The 20769-nt window shown below is 61.4% G+C and carries 19 protein-coding genes and 2 pseudogenes; 17 read left to right on the top strand and 4 right to left on the bottom strand.

Annotated elements, in window-relative coordinates; genetic code table 11:
• Positions 1–52: 52 nt before the first annotated feature.
• The gene (gene dinG, locus M5B97_RS08345; RefSeq protein WP_248731229.1) at positions 53–2197 is read right to left on the bottom strand and encodes an ATP-dependent DNA helicase DinG; all 2145 of its coding nucleotides are present in this window, start codon (positions 2195–2197) and stop codon (positions 53–55) included.
• A 99-nt stretch (positions 2198–2296) separates the two neighbouring features.
• Between dinG and M5B97_RS08340 the strand changes: the two genes are divergently transcribed.
• Entirely contained in the window at positions 2297–2764 is a 468-nt protein-coding gene (locus tag M5B97_RS08340) for a CopD family protein (protein ID WP_248731228.1), read from the top strand.
• 129 nt (positions 2765–2893) lie between these two features.
• On the opposite strand, the gene M5B97_RS08335 is transcribed toward M5B97_RS08340, so the two are convergent.
• Together M5B97_RS08335 and M5B97_RS08330 are read right to left on the bottom strand one after the other, a co-directional pair.
• Positions 2894–3652 (bottom strand): collagen-like protein, encoded by a 759-nt coding sequence (locus M5B97_RS08335; protein ID WP_123714926.1) that lies wholly within the window; start codon positions 3650–3652, stop codon positions 2894–2896.
• Positions 3653–3793: 141 nt separating this feature from the next.
• The gene (locus M5B97_RS08330; protein ID WP_134658079.1) at positions 3794–4489 is read right to left on the bottom strand and encodes an OmpA family protein; all 696 of its coding nucleotides are present in this window, start codon (positions 4487–4489) and stop codon (positions 3794–3796) included.
• Between the two features lie 190 nt (positions 4490–4679).
• Here M5B97_RS08330 and M5B97_RS08325 point away from each other — a divergent pair, with 190 nt between their 5' ends.
• From M5B97_RS08325 to M5B97_RS08310, 4 genes are read left to right on the top strand one after another with little or no spacing between them, the layout of a single operon-like run.
• Positions 4680–5177, top strand: a complete 498-nt coding sequence (locus M5B97_RS08325; RefSeq protein WP_248731227.1) for a DUF6231 family protein — start codon at positions 4680–4682, stop codon at positions 5175–5177.
• Between the two features lie 4 nt (positions 5178–5181).
• A complete protein-coding gene (locus M5B97_RS08320; protein ID WP_123714924.1) occupies positions 5182–5652 on the top strand; it encodes a YchJ family protein in 471 nt (156 codons plus the stop codon).
• Between the two features lie 21 nt (positions 5653–5673).
• Entirely contained in the window at positions 5674–6156 is a 483-nt protein-coding gene (locus M5B97_RS08315) for an LEA type 2 family protein (protein ID WP_134658083.1), read from the top strand.
• Positions 6153–6353 (top strand): SEC-C metal-binding domain-containing protein, encoded by a 201-nt coding sequence (locus tag M5B97_RS08310; protein ID WP_026136698.1) that lies wholly within the window; start codon positions 6153–6155, stop codon positions 6351–6353. The genes M5B97_RS08315 and M5B97_RS08310 overlap by 4 nt, the downstream gene beginning before the upstream one ends.
• 149 nt (positions 6354–6502) lie before the next feature.
• Here M5B97_RS08310 and M5B97_RS08305 read toward each other — a convergent pair.
• A pseudogene (locus tag M5B97_RS08305) lies at positions 6503–6727 on the bottom strand (ATP-binding protein); the annotation flags it as partial.
• On the opposite strand from M5B97_RS08305, the pseudogene M5B97_RS08300 reads away from it, so the two are divergent.
• The 12 genes and pseudogenes from M5B97_RS08300 to pdeM all read left to right on the top strand — a co-directional run.
• Positions 6725–6913, top strand: a pseudogene (locus tag M5B97_RS08300) (ABC transporter ATP-binding protein); the annotation flags it as partial. The pseudogenes M5B97_RS08305 and M5B97_RS08300 overlap by 3 nt on opposite strands.
• Before the next feature lie 105 nt (positions 6914–7018).
• Positions 7019–7663, top strand: coding sequence for a glutathione binding-like protein (locus M5B97_RS08295; RefSeq protein ID WP_123714922.1), 645 nt, complete (start codon positions 7019–7021; stop codon positions 7661–7663).
• Positions 7664–7944: 281 nt separating this feature from the next.
• Positions 7945–10386, top strand: coding sequence for a penicillin acylase family protein (locus M5B97_RS08290; protein WP_248731226.1), 2442 nt, complete (start codon positions 7945–7947; stop codon positions 10384–10386).
• A gap of 131 nt (positions 10387–10517) precedes the next feature.
• Positions 10518–11522, top strand: a complete 1005-nt coding sequence (locus M5B97_RS08285; RefSeq protein ID WP_134658089.1) for a ligase-associated DNA damage response exonuclease — start codon at positions 10518–10520, stop codon at positions 11520–11522.
• On the top strand, positions 11519–13153 hold the full coding sequence (locus M5B97_RS08280) for an ATP-dependent DNA ligase (protein WP_248731225.1): 1635 nt from the start codon (positions 11519–11521) through the stop codon (positions 13151–13153). The genes M5B97_RS08285 and M5B97_RS08280 overlap by 4 nt, the downstream gene beginning before the upstream one ends.
• A 235-nt stretch (positions 13154–13388) precedes the next feature.
• Entirely contained in the window at positions 13389–14168 is a 780-nt protein-coding gene (locus tag M5B97_RS08275; protein WP_123714918.1) for a transporter substrate-binding domain-containing protein, read from the top strand.
• A gap of 59 nt (positions 14169–14227) precedes the next feature.
• The gene (locus M5B97_RS08270; RefSeq protein WP_060754068.1) at positions 14228–14956 is read left to right on the top strand and encodes an ABC transporter permease; all 729 of its coding nucleotides are present in this window, start codon (positions 14228–14230) and stop codon (positions 14954–14956) included.
• A complete protein-coding gene (locus M5B97_RS08265; protein ID WP_123714917.1) occupies positions 14953–15663 on the top strand; it encodes an ABC transporter permease in 711 nt (236 codons plus the stop codon). The genes M5B97_RS08270 and M5B97_RS08265 overlap by 4 nt, the downstream gene beginning before the upstream one ends.
• A gap of 23 nt (positions 15664–15686) precedes the next feature.
• A complete protein-coding gene (locus M5B97_RS08260; RefSeq protein WP_248731224.1) occupies positions 15687–16805 on the top strand; it encodes a succinylglutamate desuccinylase/aspartoacylase family protein in 1119 nt (372 codons plus the stop codon).
• Between the two features lie 13 nt (positions 16806–16818).
• The gene (locus tag M5B97_RS08255) at positions 16819–17583 is read left to right on the top strand and encodes an ATP-binding cassette domain-containing protein (RefSeq protein WP_123714915.1); all 765 of its coding nucleotides are present in this window, start codon (positions 16819–16821) and stop codon (positions 17581–17583) included.
• 55 nt (positions 17584–17638) lie between these two features.
• Positions 17639–20119: a ligase-associated DNA damage response DEXH box helicase gene (locus tag M5B97_RS08250; protein ID WP_248731223.1), complete on the top strand. Its 2481-nt coding sequence runs from the start codon at positions 17639–17641 to the stop codon at positions 20117–20119.
• Positions 20119–20769, top strand: a complete 651-nt coding sequence (gene pdeM / locus M5B97_RS08245; RefSeq protein ID WP_248731222.1) for a ligase-associated DNA damage response endonuclease PdeM — start codon at positions 20119–20121, stop codon at positions 20767–20769. Before M5B97_RS08250 ends, pdeM begins: the two co-directional genes overlap by 1 nt.

Raw genomic sequence — 20769 nt, 5'->3', positions numbered from 1 at the left:
AATCGACAGCGTTGACATAGACCACGAAATGGGCGAATCCGCCCACAGTGGCTTAGGAAATTTCGCGTCTGAACGGCGGTAAGGCATTCAGAATAGCCTTGCCGTAGCGCTGGGTGACCAGACGACGGTCAAGCAACGTGATGGTGCCCCGGTCCTGTTCCGTGCGCAGCAAGCGCCCGCAGGCCTGCACCAGTTTGAGGGAAGCGTCAGGCACCGAAATCTCCATGAACGGGTTGCCGCCCCGGGCTTCGATCCATTCGGCCAGCGCAGCTTCAACCGGATCATCCGGCACCGAGAACGGGATCTTGGCGATCACCACGTGTTCGCAGTAGGCGCCGGGCAAGTCCACACCTTCGGCGAAACTGGCCAGGCCGAACAGCACGCTGGAATCGCCGCCATCGACCCGTGCCTTATGTTTGTTCAGGGTTTCCTGCTTGGACAGGTTGCCCTGGATAAATACCTGCTTGCGCCAGTCGCGGTCGAGGCCGTCGAACACGTCCTGCATCTGCTTACGCGAGGAGAACAGCACCAGGGTGCCCCGTGAACCTTCTACCAGTTCCGGCAGGTCACGGATGATCGCGGCCGTATGCGCCGCCGCATCCCGTGGGTCAGCCTTGAGGTCCGGCACCCGCAGCACACCCGCGTCGGCGTGATGGAACGGGCTCGGCACCACTGCCGTGACGGCTTTTTTCGGCAGGCCGGCACGCATGCGGAAGCGGTCGAAGGTGCCCAGGGCGGTCAGCGTGGCCGACGTCACCAGGCAGCCGTAGGCCACGTTCCACAGGTTGCGCCGCAGCATTTCGGCGGCCAGGATGGGGCTTGCGTTGACTTCGATATCGAACAACGCGCCGCTCTCCGACAACGTCAGCCAACGGGCCATGGGCGGGTTGTCTTCCGGGTCTTCGACGGTAAAGGCGGTCCACAACTCCCAGTTGCCCTGGGACCGGGACAACAGGCTGCCAAACAGTGGGTACCATTCTTCGGCCTGGTTGCTGGCGATACCGATGTTGACCTCGCCGTCCATACCCTCCTTGAGCAAATCGGTCAGACGGGTGAACAGGTCTGTAAGGCGTGAGAAGCCCTTCTTCAGTTCGATACCCATTTCGCGCATATGCTCGGGAATCAACCCGCCGACAAAACGATGGCGTGGCCGCTCACGGCCTTCCACGTCTTCGCCGGGCTTGAAGTCAGCGACCTGTTCGCAGGCGCTGAACATGAACTGCTGCTGGGTCTTGATCTCCCGCGCCAGCTCCGGCACCTGTTCGATCAACTTGCCCAGGTCGCCCGGCAACGGGTGCTGGGCCAGCAACTTGGTGAGGTTCTTGGCGGTGGTTTCCAGCCAATCGGCGGTGGAGCGCAGGCGCGTGTAATGGGCGAAGTGGCCGATGGCCTTGTCCGGCAGGTGGTGGCCTTCGTCAAAAACGTAGAGGGTGTCCCGTGGGTCCGGCAGCACGGCGCCGCCGCCCAAGGCCAGGTCGGCCAGGACCATGTCGTGGTTGGTGACGATCACATCGACCTTGCCCATGCCTTCGCGGGCCTTGTAGAAGGCGCACTGGCCGAAGTTGGGGCAATGGCGGTTGGTGCACTGGCTGTGGTCGGTGGTCAGGCGCGCCCAGTCGGAATCTTCCAGGGCGGTGGGCCAGCTGTCGCGGTCGCCGTCCCATTTATTACCGGCCAGTTTCTCGATCATGCTGGTGAACAGCTTCTGGCTGGCTTCATCGACTTCGATCTTGAAGCCTTCTTCTTCAAACAGTTGCGCGGTAGCGGTTTGTGCGTGACCTTCCTGCAATAACACGTCGAGCTTGGACAGGCACATGTAGCGGCCACGCCCCTTGGCCAGGGCGAAGGTGAAGCTCAGGCCGCTGTTGCGCATCAGGTCAGGCAGGTCTTTGTAGACAATCTGCTCCTGCAGGGCGACGGTCGCGGTGGCGATCACCAGGCGCTTGCCGGCGGCCTTGGCCGTGGGGATCGCCGCCAGGCTGTAGGCCACAGTCTTGCCGGTACCGGTGCCGGCCTCGACGGCCACGACCGCAGGCTCACCCTCACGGCGGCCTTCGTCGTCGGTGTCGATATCCCCGAGGACCTTGGCCACTTCGGCGATCATCAGGCGCTGCCCGTACCGCGGTTTCAAGCTCTTGGCTTCGAGAAAACGCGAATAGGCGCCCTGGATCGTGGTTTTGAGTTCAGTGCTGATCATGAATAGTCGGGCGCAAAAAACGCTGGATAAATTTTCAGTGGTTCGGATCGGCCGCTATCATACCCCGCTAATTAATCCCGCGCAGAACGGAGAACCACAATGACCGTATTCAGCCTCACCTATACCCTGCATGTACTGGCCGCCCTGATCTGGGTCGGCGGCATGTTTTTCGCCTGGATGATCCTGCGCCCCGCCGCCATGGCGGCACTTGAGGGCCCCGCACGGCTCAAGCTGTGGGCAAATGTGTTTCAACGTTTTTTTGTGTGGGTGTGGGTCGCGGTGCTGATTTTGCCGATCAGCGGTGTCGGCCTGCTGCAATTGCGCTTCAGTGGTTTTGAGACGGCGCCGCGTTATGTGCAGGTAATGATGGGGCTGTACCTGGTGATGACGGCACTGTTCATCCGCATTCAGGCGTTGAAGTTCCCGGCATTGCGCGCGGCGGTGGCCGCTGAGGACTGGCCGGCGGGCGCAGCGGTTCTGGGGCGGATCCGCAGGCTGGTGGGCATCAACCTGATAGTGGGGTTGGTGGTGGTGGCGATTGCTTCGGCCCGGCCGATGTTCCAGTGAGCAGGCTTGCTCCGCGCGGGGATGCCTGGCGGCCCCAAACCCGGGCACCTCGAGCGTACTGAAACACCGCGGCGTCTGTGCTGGGGCGACTTCGCCACCCAGCGCGGGGCAACCCCGCTCACTACACCATTACAGGCGTTGGATGGTCACAGAACCGGCGGGCCCAGCCGGCCCCGGTTGGCCTTCCAAACCTGGACGGCCCTTCTCGCCGCCTTCGGCGCGGTACACCAGGCAGCCTTTGGATTGCCCACCTTTGCCGGGTTTGCCTGCCGTACCGGCCGCACCGCCAGCACCGCCATCCACCCAGACCTTGATCTGTTCCGCCGGGTAGCTTTGCGGCAGCTCAACACGCACCTGCGCACCTGCCGCCCCCGGCAGGCCGTCGCCACCGTTATCACCATTGGCTCCACGCCCGGCCGAACCCCAAGTGCAACCCGGATCCACGCCGTTGGCGCCATCCAGGCCGACATAGCCTTGGGCTCCGGCGCCACCACGGGCATCCACCGACAATTCGTCGGCGGTCAAGGCATTGATGCGCAAGGTCAGGTCACGCCCCGCCTTGGCAGGACGCTCATGGGTGCCGGGGGCACCACGGGACGTGATCTGGCTGCCATGCTCCAGTTGCGCATGGCGCACCTGCAATTGCAGCCCGGTGCTTCCCGGTGCGATAGCGATACGCGCGTCACGCCCCAGATGCAGCTCATCCACCGAGACCTGGCTGATAGTGGCCGGAATCAACAGCGTGCCGTAGTCCGCCACATCCAGGCGTTCCAGCTGTAAAACGCTGGTGCTGCTGGGCAAACGCATCAATGAATTGGTTTCGACGCTGACGCTCTGGGCCAGAGCAATGGGGCTGGCCAACAGGGCCAACAGAAAAACCTTACGCATGAATGGCCTTCTTATTTTGTGCATGGACGCACGCACAGTAACGACTTCCACAGGCGATAAGCCAGTGAAGGATAAAAAAAGCCGTGATTTCGGCGAAGATCGCCAGAGAAGCCCCTGTGGTATCCACAGGGGCAAGGGCCGTCAGCGGTTGATCTGGATTTCCACGCGACGGTTCAAAGCGCGGCCTTCAGCGGTTTTGTTATCGGCCACCGGATGGCTTTCACCGGCACCGGTCACCGACACGAAATTACCGCGAGGCACGCCCTGGCTGATCAGGTACTCAACCACCGAGTGGGCGCGTTTATCCGAGAGTTTCTGGTTGTAGGCATCTTTGCCGACGCTATCGGTATGCCCGCTGACGCGCAGTTGCGCACCGGGGGCTTCTTTTTTCAGGCGAGTGGCAATGAGATCGAGCTTGGTTTTGTCCGCAGCGGTCAGCTTGGCCGAATCGAACTGGAAGTGCACATCACGGATCACGATGGTTTCTTCCTTGACGACGACCACCTCTTCCACCACGGCCGGCTGCGCGACAGGTGGGCAACCATTGGCATCGACCTTCACACCTTTAGGTGTTCCCGGGCATTTGTCGCGGCTGTCCGGCACCCCATCGCCATCTTCATCACCGTCGCCGTGTACCCAGCAATAGGCTCCCGCCATGCCGCCAACCAGCAGGGCACCGTAGCCTGCGTAGGTCGAACTTTGCGTCGCACCGATCGCCGCACCCGTCACACCGCCGACGGCGGCACACGTGGGCCAATCGGTTTTCTGCAAGCCTGCGCACCCTGTCAATACTCCGGTTAGCAGAACCAAGGGTAGAGCTGTCCGCATGATGCTCATCTGATTTCTCCTGAGGGGATCGGCGGGGGCCGATGGGTGGAGTAAAGACGGCTCTTTTCATCTGCGCCAGTACGTCGCACCCCCGTATTCATTGAAGATCACCGCACTTTCAGGGGTTTCAGCCCCCACCCGCTCTAGGCCCGCACGCTCAGCCGCGCTAGTCTCTACAGTCCTGATGTGAGGATCTCTGATGACTGCCGGTATTTCTTCCCGTACTCCCCAGCAAGCGTTGGCCGCCCTGCTTGACCTTCATGCTCCAAAACGCCTGTTGCTATTGGGGGCCAGTCAGTTCCCGGCGCTGGACGCCTTCAAGCAGGCGCATCCTGATACGCAGGTATTCTGCGCCGCTCCAGGGCCATTGCCGGAAGAACTGGCGGCGCAACGGTTTGACCTGGCCCTGGTGGTTGACTGCCTGGAGCACCTGTCAAAACCGCAAGGCCTGACCTTGCTCGGTGGCATTCGCAACCTCAATGCCAGCCGTATTGCGGTGCTGGCGGACCTGAGCGTCTGCGGCTGGAAAGAAACCGACTTTTTCTCCCTGGCCCTGCAGGCCGGCGAACGGTTCCAGCGCGACGAGCAGGAACTGACGCTGTTCACCTATGATCTGCTTGACTATAAACAGGTGCCGGACTGGCTCAACGCCCGCTTCTGGGCCAACCCGGAAAACTTCGGAAAGTACTGGTGGTAACGTCATGAGCACATCCATTTGCCCTTGCGGCAGCGGCAACCTTCTGGATGCCTGCTGCGGCCATTATCACGCCGGCCATCCGGCGCCCTGTGCCACCGCGCTGATGCGCTCGCGCTACAGCGCCTATGTGCTGGGCCTGGTGGACTATCTGGTTGCGACCACCCTGCCTGCGCAACAAGCCGGCCTGGACCGCGCGGCCATCGCCGCCTGGAGTGCCCAGAGCACCTGGCTGGGCCTCGAAGTGGAAAACTCCGAGGTCTTTGGCGGCCAGCCGGAACACGCCTTCGTGACCTTTACCGCACGCTGGCATGACAGCAATGGCGAACACAGTCACCGTGAGCAGTCCTCTTTCGTACAGAACGAGGGGCGCTGGTACTTCATCGACCCGACAGTTGAGGTGAAGGCCGGGCGTAATGATGTATGTTTGTGCGGCAGCGGACAGAAGTTCAAGAAGTGCTGTTCCAGCTACCTCTAATCACCTGACAGGGATAACGCCATGTTTCGGATCTGCAGCTTGTTGCTGGCGTTAACCCTGGGTCTCACCGGCTGTGCCTCCTGGTTCGAGGACGACTCACCACCGCCCCACGTAGCCCTGGTAAAAGTCGAAGTGGTGCGCGCCAAGCTGCTGGAACAGAAATTCAAACTGTACTTTCGCGTGGATAACCGCGACGACGCCGACCTGACGGTACGCGGCCTGATCTACAAGGTCAGCCTGGGCGACTTCGTGCTGACCGAAGGCGAGTCCAACGAATGGCTGACGGTACCGCCGCGCAGCCACGGTTTTTTCCGGGTGACGGTGCGCACCAACCTCTGGCCACAGATTCGTGATGTGGTGCAAATGTTGAAAAACCCTACCAAGCCCGTGCCCTATCGGCTTGAGGGTGAGCTGAAAACCGGATTATTCATCGGTAATGACGTGCAGGTCGCCCACAATGGCGAGATAATCCCCGGCGATTTTATTCCGGAGCGACATCGATGACCCAGCAACCCCATGTCCATGGTCCTGACTGCAACCACGACCACGATCACCATGATCACGACCACGGCCATGTCCACGGTCCGAACTGCGGCCATGCCCACCAGGAGCCGGTGCGCAACGCCTTGAAGGACGTTGGTCGGAACGACCCTTGCCCGTGCGGCAGTGCGAAGAAATTCAAGAAGTGCCACGGGGCGTAAGCCACCTGACACCGTTTGAGCAGCGCTGAAAACCCAATGCAGGGGGGTGGCCTGCTCCCGGCTGCGGTACGTCAGCCACCCGATGCGGTGGCTGTCACCCGGTAATCGGGCGCAAGCGCCCTCCTGCATTTTCAATCGCATTCCCCCACTCAGGATTTGCGTTGAAGCTGCAGTTGCACCTCAAGCTCCCCACCCTCGCGATGACTCAATCTCAACCGCCCCTCATGCGCCCGGGCAATCGTGTGCGCAATACTCAAACCCAGCCCATACCCGCCAGTCTCGGCATTGCGTGAACCCTCCACGCGGTAGAACGGCTCCGTCACCTGTTCCAACTGCTCCTGGGGAATTCCCGGCCCACCGATGATGGTGCGCACGACATCAACCTCGCCGCACGCTTTGCCGACCCTATCGCCCTGCTCCGCCAGGGATGGTTATAGGCCAGTGGCACAGCGGATAACGTATGGGACCCGCTGATGTTCGCCGAGGTGTATGGCGTGCAGGCGCGTATTGAAAGGTGTTCGCTGCAGTCGTTACAGGGAGTGGTGGACAGAGCGGTATGAAAAGCTTCTAAGGGTATGCGCAAATGTTTCATTGAGTTTTCGTACGCCGAACATTACCTATACCTACAGGCATCCGCTCAAGCATCACCCACTTTGGAGAGCTTCATGATCGACCTGTACTACTGGACTACCCCCAACGGTCACAAAGTATCGCTGTTCCTGGAAGAAGCGGGCCTGCCCTACAAGGTGCATCCGATCAATATCGGCCAGGGCGAGCAGTTCAAGCCGGACTTCCTGAAGATCGCTCCCAACAACCGCATCCCCGCTATCGTCGACCACAACCCGACCGACGGTGGCGCGCCGATTTCGCTGTTCGAATCGGGTGCCATCCTGCTGTACCTCGCGGAAAAAACCGGTCAGTTCATTCCCAAAGACCTGCGCGGCCGTCAGGAAACGTTGCAGTGGTTATTCTGGCAAATGGGTGGGCTGGGGCCGATGGCTGGGCAGAATCATCATTTCAGCCAGTTCGCAGCGGAGAAAATCCCCTACGCGATCAAGCGCTATGTGGATGAAACCGCCCGCCTGTATGGCGTGCTGGACCGGCGTCTGGCCGACCGTACTTTTGTGGCGGGAGAGGACTACAGCATCGCCGACATGGCGATCTACCCGTGGATCGCTTCCTACCAGCGGCAAAGCCAGCGCCTGGAAGATTTCCCCCACGTGCAGCGCTGGTTCAACAGCATCAAGGCACGGCCCGCGACGGTCAGGGCCTATGAGCTGGTACAGAAAGTGAACCCGCCCACGGCATGACTTGAAACCATCCACGCTCAAAAGGTGGGTGGGGACTTAAGCCCGGCAGGGGGTGAATCAGTCACAGAGTCATTGACTGAACCCCCTCTACCGCAAGCCAGCCCCCTGCCCTGATGCCAGTCAGTCAAGGCTTTTTGGTAGGAGCGAGCAAGCTCGCTCCTACAGACGACACTGTGCAAGTTTCAAGATCTCACGCTTTACCAAAACTCCCGCTTGCGTCGTTTCGCCGCGCTCACTAACGTAGCGCCTTTACTGACGCTACCCCCCGCAGGAGCTTTGCCATGGCCTCGCCAGCCCTCTCACATTTTCTTCCCCGGTTCGGCGTTGCCGCGGCAGTGGCCAGTGCCTTGAGCCTGGCCGGTTGCCAGCTCCAGAGCACCCAGGACACCCTGCCCCCGGCTGCCGGTGTGCAGCCGCTCAAGGGCCTCGCGCAGAATGTGTCGGTACGCCGCAATGCCCAAGGCATGCCGCTGATCGAAAGCAACACCTTTCATGACGCGCTGTTCAGCCTGGGCTACGTGCACGCCGGCGATCGCATCACGCAGATGGTGACCTTGCGCCTGCTGGCCCAGGGCCGTCTGGCGGAAATGTCCGGCCCTGAAGTACTGGATGTCGACCGTTTCATGCGTGCGGTCAACCTGAAAAAAAGCGCCGGTGAGCTATACAACGCCTCATCGCCCCGCCTCAAGCGCTTCTTTGAGGTGTACGCCCGCGGCGTCAACGCCTACCTGTTCCGCTACCGCGACAAGCTGCCGCCGGACCTGGCGCAGACCGGTTACAAGCCCGAGTACTGGAAGCCGGAAGATTCGGCGCTGTTGTTCTGCCTGCTGAATTTCAGCGAATCGAGCAACCTTCAGGAAGAACTATCGTCCCTGGTGCTGGCGCAGAAAGTCGGCGTCGACAAGCTGGCCTGGCTCACCCCAAGCGCGCCGGATGAAGCCATTCCGACCGCAGAAGCCGAGAAACTCAAGGGGCTGAACCTGAGCCAGATCACCGGCCTCGCCGGGTTGGACGCGGTCAGCCAGCAACTGGGCAGCTTGAATGCGCTGGCCGTCACCACATCCAACAACTGGGCTATCGCCCCCCAGCGCAGCCGCAGCGGCAAAAGTCTGCTGGCAAGCGACCTGGCGGCCCAGCCACAAGCGCCATCGGCCTGGAGCTACGTGCAGATCCGCGCGCCGAAATACCAGGCCGTGGGCGCCTCGATCGCCGGCCTGCCATCGCTGCTGTCGGGCTTCAACGGCAAAGTCGCGTGGAGCATGAGCGCGGTGAAAGGCGATACCCAGGACCTGTTCCTGGAGAAGGTCAAACGCCAAGGCAGCGCGTTGTACTACGAGAGCAACGGCAAATGGCTGCCCGCAGGCGTGCGCAACGAAACCTTCTTCGCCAAGGGCCAGCGGCCGATTCGCGAAGTGGTGTATGAAACTCGTCACGGCGCCCTGCTCAACAGCAGCCAGGCGCTCACCAGTGGTTTCGGGCTGGCCCTGCAGACCGCCGACCTCAAGGACGACAAGAGCCTGGATGCGTTCTTCGACCTGTCCCGTGCACAGAACGCCGGCAAGGCCTCGGACGCCACCCGGGAGATTCGCGCGATTGCGCTGAACATGATCTTCGCCGACGCCAGCAATATTGGCTGGCAAGTCACTGGCCGCTTCCCCAACCGTCGCGAAGGCGAAGGCCTGCTGCCTTCACCGGGCTGGGATGCGCGCTTTGACTGGGACGGCTACGCCGATGCGATGCTGCACCCTTATGATCAAGATCCGCTCCAAGGCTGGATTGGCACCGCCAACCAGCGCACCGCGCCCCGCGGCTATGGCATGCAATTGTCCAACTCGTGGGATGCGCCGGAACGCAGCGAGCGCCTGGCGCAACTGGCCAACGCCGGCAAGCATGACAGCCGCAGCATGATCGCCATGCAGTACGACCAGACCACCACCTTCGCCGCCAAGCTCAAGACCATGTTCCAGGCGCCGGGCATGGCCCAGCCACTGAAGCAGGCGATTGACGCGCTACCCGCCGCCGAGCGGGCCAAGGCGCGCGAGGCGCTGGACCGCCTGATGGCCTTCGATGGTCGCCTCACGGCCAGTTCCGCCGACGCGGCGATCTATGAATTGTTCCTGCAGGAAAGCGCCAGGCAGATCTTCCTCGACAAGCTCGGCCCGGAAAACAGCGCCACCTGGAAAGCCTTTGTCAGCAATGCCGGCCTGTCTTACTCGGCCACGGCCGATCACTTGCTGGGCCGCGAAGACAGCCCGTTCTGGGATGACACCCGCACGCCGCAAAAAGAAGACAAGCCGGCGATTCTCGCCCGCAGCCTCGCCGCCGCGATCAGCAGCGGTGACAGCCTGCTGGGTGGCGATCACAAAGCCTGGCAATGGGGCAAGTTGCACAGCACCACGTGGAAAAACACCCATGGGCAGGTGATTCGCGGCCCGCTTGCCAGTGGTGGCGACCACAACACCTTGAATCCGGCGCCCTACAGCTGGGGGCAGGACTTCAACACCACCCAGGTGCCGGCGCTGCGCATGATCGTCGACTTCGGCCAGGCGGAACCGATGATGGGTCAAGGCGGCATCGGCCAGTCCGGCAACCCGGCCAGCCCGAACTATGCCAATGGCATCGACGCGTCGCTCAAGGCGCAATACCTGAGCTTCCCGATGCAACCGCAGAACTTTGACAAGGCCTACGGCAAGACCCGGTTGACCCTCACTCCCGGAAAATAACTGGAATAAACCGGCTCCAACCGTGGGAGGGTGTAGAACCCCCTCCCACGGTTGGGACGGTCTGCATTTAGATAGAACTTCTGTGCTGTGCCCCGCCTCCTACCTGATAAGCCCATTGCCCCGGCACGTCCATGGACCTTGTCATTGCCCGCCCCGAAGGTCTCTACTGCCCAGCCGGAGACTTCTATATCGATCCCTGGCGCCCGGTAGAGCGCTCCGTCATCACTCACGCCCACGGCGACCACGCCCGCACCGGTAACCAGCATTATCTGGCTGCCGCACCCGGCGAAGGCATCCTGCGCTCGCGGCTGGGCCAGGACATCAATCTGCAAACCCTCGCCTACGGTGAGCAACTGGTGCACCACGGCGTGACCTTGAGTTTCCACCCGGCCGGCCACGTGCTCGGCTCGGCCCAGGTACGTTTGGAATACCAAGGCGAAGTCTGGGTGGCGTCCGGCGATTACAAGGTCGAACCCGATGGCACCTGTGCGCCCTTTGAGCCGGTGCGTTGCCACACCTTCATCACCGAATCCACCTTTGGCCTGCCGATCTACCGCTGGCAGCCTCAGGCGCAGATTTTTGCCGGGATCAACGATTGGTGGCAGGCCAACATCGCAGCGGGTAAGGCCAGCGTGTTGTTCTGTTACTCCTTCGGCAAAGCGCAACGCATTCTCCATGGTATCGACGCCGGCATCGGCCCGATCCTCAGCCATGGCGCGGTCGAGCCGTTGAACCGGGTGTACCGCGAGGCCGGCATCTATATTCCCGAGACCCTGTATGCCGGCGATTTCAAAAAGACCGACCCACTCTTGCGTCAGGCGCTGATCATCGCCCCGCCTTCCGCGGGTGGCAGCAGCTGGATACGCCGCTTCGGCGACTACAGCGATGCGTTCGCCAGCGGCTGGATGCGCCTGCGCGGCACCCGACGGCGGCGGGGTGTCGATCGGGGTTTTGTGTTGTCGGACCACGCCGACTGGCCCGGCCTGCTATGGGCGATCGAGCAAACCGGTGCCGAACGGGTGATGGTCACCCACGGTTCCGTAGACGTGTTGGTGCGCCACCTGAGGGAAAAAGGCCTGGATGCCCAAGGTTTCACCACGGAATACGGCGATGACGAAGAAGAGGCCACGGCATGAAAGCCTTCGCCGAGCTGTACACCCAACTCGACGCCACCACTTCCAGCAACGCCAAGCTCGCGGCGCTGCAAGCCTATTTTCTGCAGGCACCGCCGGAGGATGCCGCATGGGCCGTGTACTTTTTATCCGGCGGCCGGCCACGGCAACTGGTGCCGACACGCCTGCTACGGGACTTGGCCACGCAAACATCAGGGATCGAGCCCTGGTTATTCGAAGAGAGCTACCAGTCGGTGGGTGATCTGGCCGAGACGGTGTCCTTGCTGTTACCCGAATACGCTTACAGCTCGCAGGACGGCCTGGCGACATGGCTTGAAGACAAGCTCCTGCCGCTGCGCGGCCTGCCCCCCCTGGAACTGATGGAGCGCCTGCCTGCACTGTGGGCGCAACTGGATCAACCGAGCTTGATGGTGTGCATCAAGTTGATCACCGGCAGCTTTCGTGTCGGTGTGTCCAAGCTGCTGGTCACCCGTGCCCTCGCCGCCATGGCCGGCCTGGACAGCAAACGTGTGGCCCAGCGCCTGGTGGGCTATACCGACTTGTCCAACCGCCCGACGGCCGAAGGCTACCTCAAGCTGATCGCCGCCGAGTCTAGCGATGAACACGCGCAACGGGGCGGGCAGCCTTATCCGTTTTTTCTCGCCCACGGACTGACGCAACCGCTGGAGCAATTCGACGCGCTGCTCGGCTCGCCCGATGATTGGCAGGTGGAGTGGAAATGGGATGGCATCCGCGCGCAGTTGGTCAAGCGTGAGGGCCGGTTATGGATCTGGTCCCGTGGCGAAGAATTGGTTACCGAGCGTTTTCCCGAGCTCAACAGCTTGGCCGGCGGCCTGCCGGATGGCACGGTGATCGACGGCGAAATCGTGGTGTGGAAGGACACGGTGCAACCCTTTGCCCTGCTGCAACAGCGTATCGGGCGCAAAACCCTGAGCAAAAAAGTCCTCGAGGACGCGCCGGTCGCCGTCCTCGCCTATGACTTGCTCGAATACCAGGGCCACGACTGGCGCAACCACACCCAGGCCGAGCGGCGTACCCAACTTGAGCAGGTCATCGCCCAGTGCAACCGCCCCGTGCTGTTGCCCTCGCCATTGCTGACGGCCACGTGTTGGACGGAATTGGCCAAGCAACGAGAAGACTCTCGCCGCCTCGGGGTGGAAGGCATGATGCTCAAGGCGCGTGACGGTTTGTATGGCGTGGGACGCACCAAGGACATGGGCGTGTGGTGGAAATGGAAAGTCGACCCGTTCAGCGTCGATGCAGTGTTGATCTACGCCCAGCGCGGCCACGGACGGCGTGCCAGCCTCTACAGCGACTACACCTTTGCGGTGTGGGACGGCCCGCCAGGCACAGAGCGCACGCTGGTGCCATTCGCCAAGGCCTATTCGGGGCTGACCGACGAAGAAATGCGCAAGGTCGACGCCATCGTGCGCAAAACCACGGTAGAGAAATTCGGCCCGGTCAGCAGCGTGACGCCAAGCATGGTGTTTGAACTGGGGTTTGAGGGGATCGCCTTGTCCAAACGGCACAAGAGCGGGATTGCGGTGCGTTTTCCCCGGATGTTGCGGTGGCGGCAGGATAAGTCGGTGGACGAGGCGGACACGCTGGTCACTCTGCAGGACTTGCTGAGCTGACAGGCAACCTCAGTTTTTATCTGCACAAGCCTCAAAATGGTGCACTGAAAAATCAGTGCCCATTTTCGGGCATCTCCTACACTCACAACTCCCCTGTCCTTCCTTTTAAAACGATCATTCGGAACTACATTCGGAACTATGGTGCAGAAATTGCTACTTGTGATCCGTCTGACACCGTTCAGTAACAGTCCTAAACGCGCCACAAGCGCTTATCTTGGTTTCCAGGGAATACATAATGAAAAAAGCATTGCTGACCCTTTCTGCACTGGCTCTGTGCATGGCTGCAGGTACCGCGCTGGCCAAGGAATACAAGGAATTGCGTTTTGGTGTCGATCCGTCCTACGCGCCATTCGAATCCAAGGCCGCCGACGGCAGCCTGGTGGGCTTCGATATCGACCTGGGCAATGCGATCTGCGCCGAGCTGAAAGTGAAGTGCAAGTGGGTTGAAAGTGACTTCGACGGCATGATTCCAGGCCTCAACGCCAACAAGTTCGACGGCGTGATTTCCTCCATGACAGTGACTGAAGCCCGTGAAAAGGCGATCGACTTCTCCAGTGAACTGTTCTCCGGCCCGACGTCGCTGGTGTTCAAGAAAGGCGCGAACTACTCCACACCTGAGTCCCTCAAGGGCAAATCCGTGGGCTACGAGCAAGGCACCATCCAGGAAGCCTACGCCAAGGCGGTACTGGACAAAGCCGGTGTCACCACCAAGGCCTACGCCAACCAGGACCAGGTCTACGCCGACCTGACCTCCGGCCGTCTCGACGCGTCGGTACAAGACATGCTGCAAGCCGAACTGGGCTTCCTGAAGTCGCCGGCGGGCGCTGACTACGAAGTCAGCAAGGCCATTGATGACCCACTGCTGCCATCCAAAACTGCGGTCGGTATCAAAAAAGGTAACAAAGAGCTCAAGGCGCTTCTCGATAAAGGTATCAAAGCGTTACACGATGATGGCACCTACGCCACCATTCAGAAGAAACACTTCGGCGATCTGAACCTGTACAGCGGTAAATAACACCCTGGCGCCCACCGTTTTCAGGTGGGCGCTTTTTTATCGCCATAGGTCCTGAATTCATGTTTGAAGATCTTTTACAAACCCTGGGGCTGAGTGCCTTCAGTTTGAAGGGGTTCGGCCCGCTGTTGCTGCAAGGTACGTGGATGACCGTAAAACTGTCGGTCGCCTCCCTGGCCGTCAGCGTCCTGCTGGGCCTGCTCGGCGCCAGCGCCAAATTGTCCAGCGTGCGCCTGCTGCGCATTCCCGCCCAGCTCTACACCACCCTGATCCGTGGCGTGCCCGACCTGGTGCTGATGCTGCTGATTTTCTACAGCCTGCAAATCTGGCTGACCGGCTTTACCGACTTCATGGAGTGGGACTACATCGAGATCGACCCATTCAGCGCCGGGGTCATCACCCTGGGCTTCATCTACGGTGCCTACTTCACCGAGACCTTTCGCGGCGCAATCCTCGCCGTGCCCCGCGGGCAACTGGAAGCGGCGACCGCTTATGGCCTCAAGCGCGGGCAGCGGTTTCGCTACGTGACCTTCCCGCAGATGATGCGCTTTGCCCTGCCGGGCATCGGCAATAACTGGATGGTGATGCTCAAGGCCACGGCACTGGTGTCGATCATCGGCCTGGCCGACCTGGTCAAGGCCGCACAGGATGCGGGCAAAAGTACCTATCAACTGTTCTATTTCCTGGTGCTTGCCGCGTTGATCTACCTGCTGATTACCAGCGCCTCCAACTTCGTCCTGCGTCGGCTTGAACGTCGCTACTCCGCTGGGTCCCGGGAGGCCGTGCGATGATCGAACTTCTGCAGCAATACTGGCGGCCCTTCCTGTATAGCGACGGCCAGCACATCACCGGGCTCGCGATGACAATGTGGCTGCTGAGCCTCTCGCTGGTGTTCGGTTTTGTGGTGTCGATCCCGCTGTCCATCGCCCGGGTGTCACGTAAGCGCTGGGTGCGCTGGCCGGTGCAGTTCTACACCTACTTGTTTCGGGGCACACCGCTGTATATCCAGTTGTTGATTTGCTACACCGGCATCTACAGCATCGCCGCCGTGCGGGCACAACCGGTGCTGGATGCATTCTTTCGCGATGCAATGAACTGCACCATCCTCGCCTTCGCCCTCAACACCTGCGCCTACACCACCGAGATTTTCGCCGGGGCGATCCGCAGCATGGCGCATGGCGAAGTCGAAGCAGCCAAAGCCTATGGTCTTACCGGCTGGAAGCTTTATGCCTACGTGATCATGCCATCGGCCCTGCGTCGCTCGTTGCCGTACTACAGCAATGAAGTGATCCTGATGTTGCACTCGACCACGGTGGCCTTCACCGCAACGGTGCCCGACATTCTCAAAGTGGCCCGGGATGCCAACTCGGCCACCTACATGACCTTTCAATCGTTCGGTATCGCTGCGCTGATCTACTTGACGGTGACGTTTGCCCTGGTGGGCCTGTTTCGTCTCGCGGAGCGCCGTTGGCTGGCCTTCCTGGGGCCAAGCCATTAAGCCGTTTTCATGTAGGAGCAGTCATGCGACATCAGGTACATGATCTGATCGCACCGGTGCCAGGCACGGCGCGACAGATTCACAGCTTTCACTTCGGCCCGGAACAGGCTGAAGGCAAGATCTACATCCAGTCATCGCTGCATGCCGATGAACTGCCGGGCATGCTGGTGGCCTGGCACCTGAAAGCGCGCCTGGCACAGTTGGAGGCGGCCGGCCGCCTGCGCAGCGAGATCGTGCTGGTGCCCATTGCCAATCCGGCAGGCCTGGAACAAGTGTTGATGGACACTCCGCTGGGCCGCTACGAACTGGAAAGCGGGCAGAACTTCAATCGCCGGTTTGTCGACCTCAGTGAAGAGGTGGGTGACCGGGTCGAGGATCTGCTCGGGGACGATCCGCAGCACAACGTCGACCTGATCCGCACCGCGCTGTTCAACGCGCTCGCCGCGCAGACGGCCGACACACAGCTGCACTCCCAACGCCTGGTGCTGCAACGCCTGGCCTGCGATGCCGACATGGTGCTCGACCTGCATTGCGACTTCGAGGCCGTGGCGCACCTGTACACCACACCCGAAGCGTGGCCGCAGGTGGAGCCGTTGGCGCGCTATCTCGGCTCGGAAGCCAACCTGCTCGCCACCGATTCCGGCGGGCAATCCTTCGATGAATGTTTCACCCTGGTGTGGTGGCAGTTGCAGCAACGTTTTAGCGAGCGCTTTCCAATTCCCATGGGCAGCTTCTCGGTGACCGTCGAGCTGCGTGGGCAGGGCGACGTCAACCACGGCCTGGCGGCCCTCGACTGCCAGGCAATGATTGATTACTTGATTCACTTCGGTGCGATTGAAGGCGACATCGCGCCATTGCCCGAACTGCCTTACCCGGCCACCCCGCTGGCGGGCGTGGAGCCTGTGGCCACGCCAGTCGGCGGCTTGCTGGTGTTCACCGCCCTGCCCGGTGAGTATCTGGAAGCCGGGCAACTGATCGCCGAAATCATCGACCCCATTACTGACCGCGTAACACCCGTGCATTGTAAAAGCGCCGGCCTGCTTTACGCCCGTTCGCTACGGCGCATGGCCACTGCCGGGATGGTAATCAGCCATGTCGCTGGCACAGAGGCCTACCGCAGTGGCTACCTACTTTCGCCTTGAGGATGCACGCTCCATGTACAAATTGACTGTTGAAGGCCTGCATAAAAGCTATGGCGACAATGAAGTGCTCAAAGGTGTCTCGCTCAAGGCCAGGACCGGCGACGTGATCAGCCTGATCGGCGCCAGCGGCTCTGGCAAGAGCACCTTTTTACGCTGCATCAATTTCCTTGAAACACCCAATGACGGGGCCATGACCCTGGACGGTCAACAGATCCGTATGGTCAGCGACCGCCACGGCATGCGCGTGGCCGACGACGCCGAACTGCAGCGCTTGCGCACGCGTTTGGCGATGGTGTTCCAACACTTCAACCTGTGGAGCCACATGAGCGTGCTGGAAAACATCACCATGGCCCCGCGCCGGGTGTTGGGCTGCAGCAAGAAGGACGCCGAAGACCGCGCCCGTCGCTACCTGGATAAAGTGGGGTTGCCGGCACGTGTGGCCGATCAGTACCCGGCGTTCCTGTCCGGCGGCCAACAGCAACGGGTAGCCATTGCTCGCGCCCTGGCCATGGAGCCCGAGGTGATGTTGTTCGACGAACCCACCTCGGCCCTCGACCCGGAGTTGGTCGGCGAAGTGTTGAAGGTGATTCAGGGCTTGGCCGAAGAAGGCCGCACCATGATCATGGTGACCCACGAGATGAGCTTTGCGCGCAAAGTGTCGAGCCAGGTGCTGTTCCTGCACAAGGGCCTGGTGGAAGAGCAAGGCGCGCCGGAAGACGTGTTGGGCAACCCGAAGAGCGAGCGCTTGCAGCAGTTCTTGAGTGGCAATTTGAAGTAAACCTTTGCAGTACCTGGAGGGTCTTTGACTTAGAGCCTCCAGAGCACCTGCCCCCATGGCAAAACCCCTCGACTTCGCCAAGACATGGTTTGCCGCCAAGGGCTGGAAGCCGTTTACCTTCCAGAAAGACGTCTGGGCTGCCGTCAAGGCGGGTCAATCGGGGTTGCTGCACGCCAGCACCGGCGCCGGTAAAACCTATGCATTGTGGTTCGCCGCGCTCAACCGCTTCGCCAAGGTGCGCCCGCCCGCCACTGGCAAACGCAAAGTGCCCGCGCAGCCGCTGACCGTACTCTGGATCACGCCGATGCGCGCCCTGGCCGCCGATACGGCGCGCGCCCTGGAAGCGCCGCTGGAAACCTTGCAGATTCCCTGGAGTGTCGGCCTGCGCACCGGCGATACCAGCAGCAGCGAGCGTGCACGCCAGACCCGACGTCAGCCCACGGCGCTGGTCACTACCCCGGAAAGCCTGACCCTGATGCTCGCCCGCGCCGACAGCGAAACGAGCCTGGCGCATGTGCGCATGGTGGTGGTGGACGAATGGCATGAACTGATCGGCAACAAGCGCGGCGTGCAGCTGCAACTGGCGCTGGCGCGGTTGCGCCGTTGGCATCCGGAATTAATGGTGTGGGGGATCTCGGCAACTTTGGGCAATCAGGCACACGCGCTTGAGGTGTTGGTCCCACAAGGCAACGGGATCAATGTGCAGGGGCAGACGGCTAAGCAACTGAAGGTCGACACCCTCTTGCCTCCCATTGCCGAACGCTTTCCCTGGGCCGGGCATATCGGCCTGAAAATGCTCCCGCAAGTGGTCGCCGAAGTCGACACCAGCAGCAGTTGCCTTGTGTTTACCAACACGCGGGCGCAGTCGGAGATCTGGTATCAGGCGCTGCTGGATGCCCGACCGGATTGGGCCGGTGTGATTGCCCTGCACCACGGCTCGCTGTCCCGGGAAACCCGTGACTGGGTAGAGCGAGCCTTGAAGGACGGCCAGCTAAAAGCAGTGGTGTGCACCTCCAGCCTGGATCTGGGCGTGGACTTTTTGCCGGTGGAACGCGTGCTGCAAATCGGCTCGGCCAAAGGCGTGGCGCGCCTGATGCAGCGAGCCGGGCGCTCCGGCCATGCGCCGGGAAGGCCATCGCGGGTAACGCTGGTGCCCACCCACAGCCTCGAGCTGGTGGAAGCCGCCGCCGCGCAGGATGCGATTGCAAAACGCCGTATCGAAGCGCGCCAATCGCCTGAAAAGCCTTTGGATGTGCTGGTGCAGCACCTGGTGAGCATGGCCCTGGGCGGAGGCTTTACGCCGCACGCCTTGTTGGCGGAAGTACGCGGCGCCTGGGCTTACCGCAACCTGACCGATGCTGACTGGGCCTGGGCCTTGGGCTTTGTGCGCCATGGCGGGCTGTCGCTGACGGCGTATCCGGATTACCGCCGGGTGGAGCCGGATGAGCACGGTATCTGGCGCGTTCCGGACGCGCGCCTGGCGCGTCGGCATCGTATGAGCGTGGGGACCATCGTCAGTGACGCCAGCATCCAGTTGAAGTTCTGGAGCAAGGGCGGCGGCGGCAAGAACCTGGGCAGCGTTGAAGAAGGCTTTATTGCACGGCTCAAACCGGGGGATGGCTTCCTGTTTGCCGGGCGGCTTCTGGAGTTGGTGCGTGTGGAAAACATGACCGCCTATGTCAAACGCAGCACGGCCAAAAAAGCCGCGGTACCGCGCTGGAATGGTGGGCGCATGCCGCTTTCCAATGAGCTGGCCCAAGCCGTGATCGAGCGCTTCGATGCGGCGGCGCACGGGCATTTCGACGGGCCGGAAATGCAAGCGGTACAACCCTTGCTGCAAACACAGCTGCGCTGGTCGGGCCTGCCGACACGCAATCACCTGCTGGCAGAGGCGTTGAAGTCACGCGAGGGCTGGCACCTATTTCTCTATCCCTTTGCCGGGCGCCAAGTGCATCTGGGCTTGGCGAGCCTGTTGGCGTGGCGGGTCAGCCGGCAACAGCCGGTGACGTTCTCGATTGCGGTCAATGATTATGGGCTGGAACTGTTGAGTGCAACGCCGCTGGATTGGCCAGCCTTGCTCACCCCGACCTTGCTGAGCCCGCAAAACCTGCTGACGGACGTGGCGGCCAGCCTGAATGCCGGGGAACTGGCCCTGCGCCGCTTTCGCGAGATCGCGCGCATCGCCGGGCTGGTATTTGCCGGTTATCCCGGTGCACCAAAAAGCACGCGACAGGTGCAGGCCTCCAGCGGTTTGTTCTTCGAAGTGTTCAAGCAATATGACCCGCAGAACCTGCTGCTGACCCAGGCGGGGGAAGAAGTCCTGCGTGATGAGTTGGATATTCGTCGACTGGAAGAAACGTTGCTGCATCTGTCCGAGTTGGAACTGGACATGTACCGGATCGAACGGCCAACGCCCCTGGCCTTTCCCCTGTTGGTTGAGCGCATGCGCGAAAGCATGAGCTCGGAAAAGCTATCGGAGCGTATTGCGCGGATGGTCAAGGATCTGGAAAAGGTCGCAGATAACGGGAAGCGCTGATGGTTTGCTCGATAACGCTTGAGAAAGAAGAGTTGTGGCTGTTGGCTGACAAAGCGATCTACTGGCCTGCACGCCGGTGCCTGTTGATTGCCGATGCGCATTTTGGCAAGGCGTCGGCTTATCGCAGCCTCGGCCAGCCGGTGCCACAAGGCACGACCCGAGAGAACCTGACAAAACTGGAGCACCTGCTGGCAACCTTTGCCTGTGAGCAGGTGATCTTTCTAGGCGACTTCCTCCATGGGCCAGGCTCACACGCCAGCGGCACACTGGGTGCGCTCAGAGCCTGGCGTGAGCGCCATCCCCACCTGGCCATGACGTTGATTCGCGGTAATCACGATAAACGCGCGGGTGACCCACCTGCCGACCTGCGGATCGAAGTGGTCGCGGAACCCCTGCTGATGGGCCCGTTTGCCCTGCAGCACGAACCCGACGCCCACGCCAGCCACCATGTATTGGCGGGGCATGTGCACCCGGTGTATCGCTTGCGGGGCAAAGGCCGACAGAGCTTGCGCCTGGCGTGTTTCAGGATCGGCAGGCGAATCAGCCTGCTGCCAGCGTTTGGCGCATTTACCGGCGGGTATTCAGTGACGTCGAGCGACGATGAGCAGGTTTTCGTAATAGCCGATCAGAACGTATGGCCAGTTCGTTGA

This window comes from Pseudomonas sp. MWU13-2517, from assembly GCF_023242545.1.
Lineage (GTDB): Bacteria > Pseudomonadota > Gammaproteobacteria > Pseudomonadales > Pseudomonadaceae > Aquipseudomonas.
This window is presented reverse-complemented; position numbering and strand designations above follow the sequence as displayed.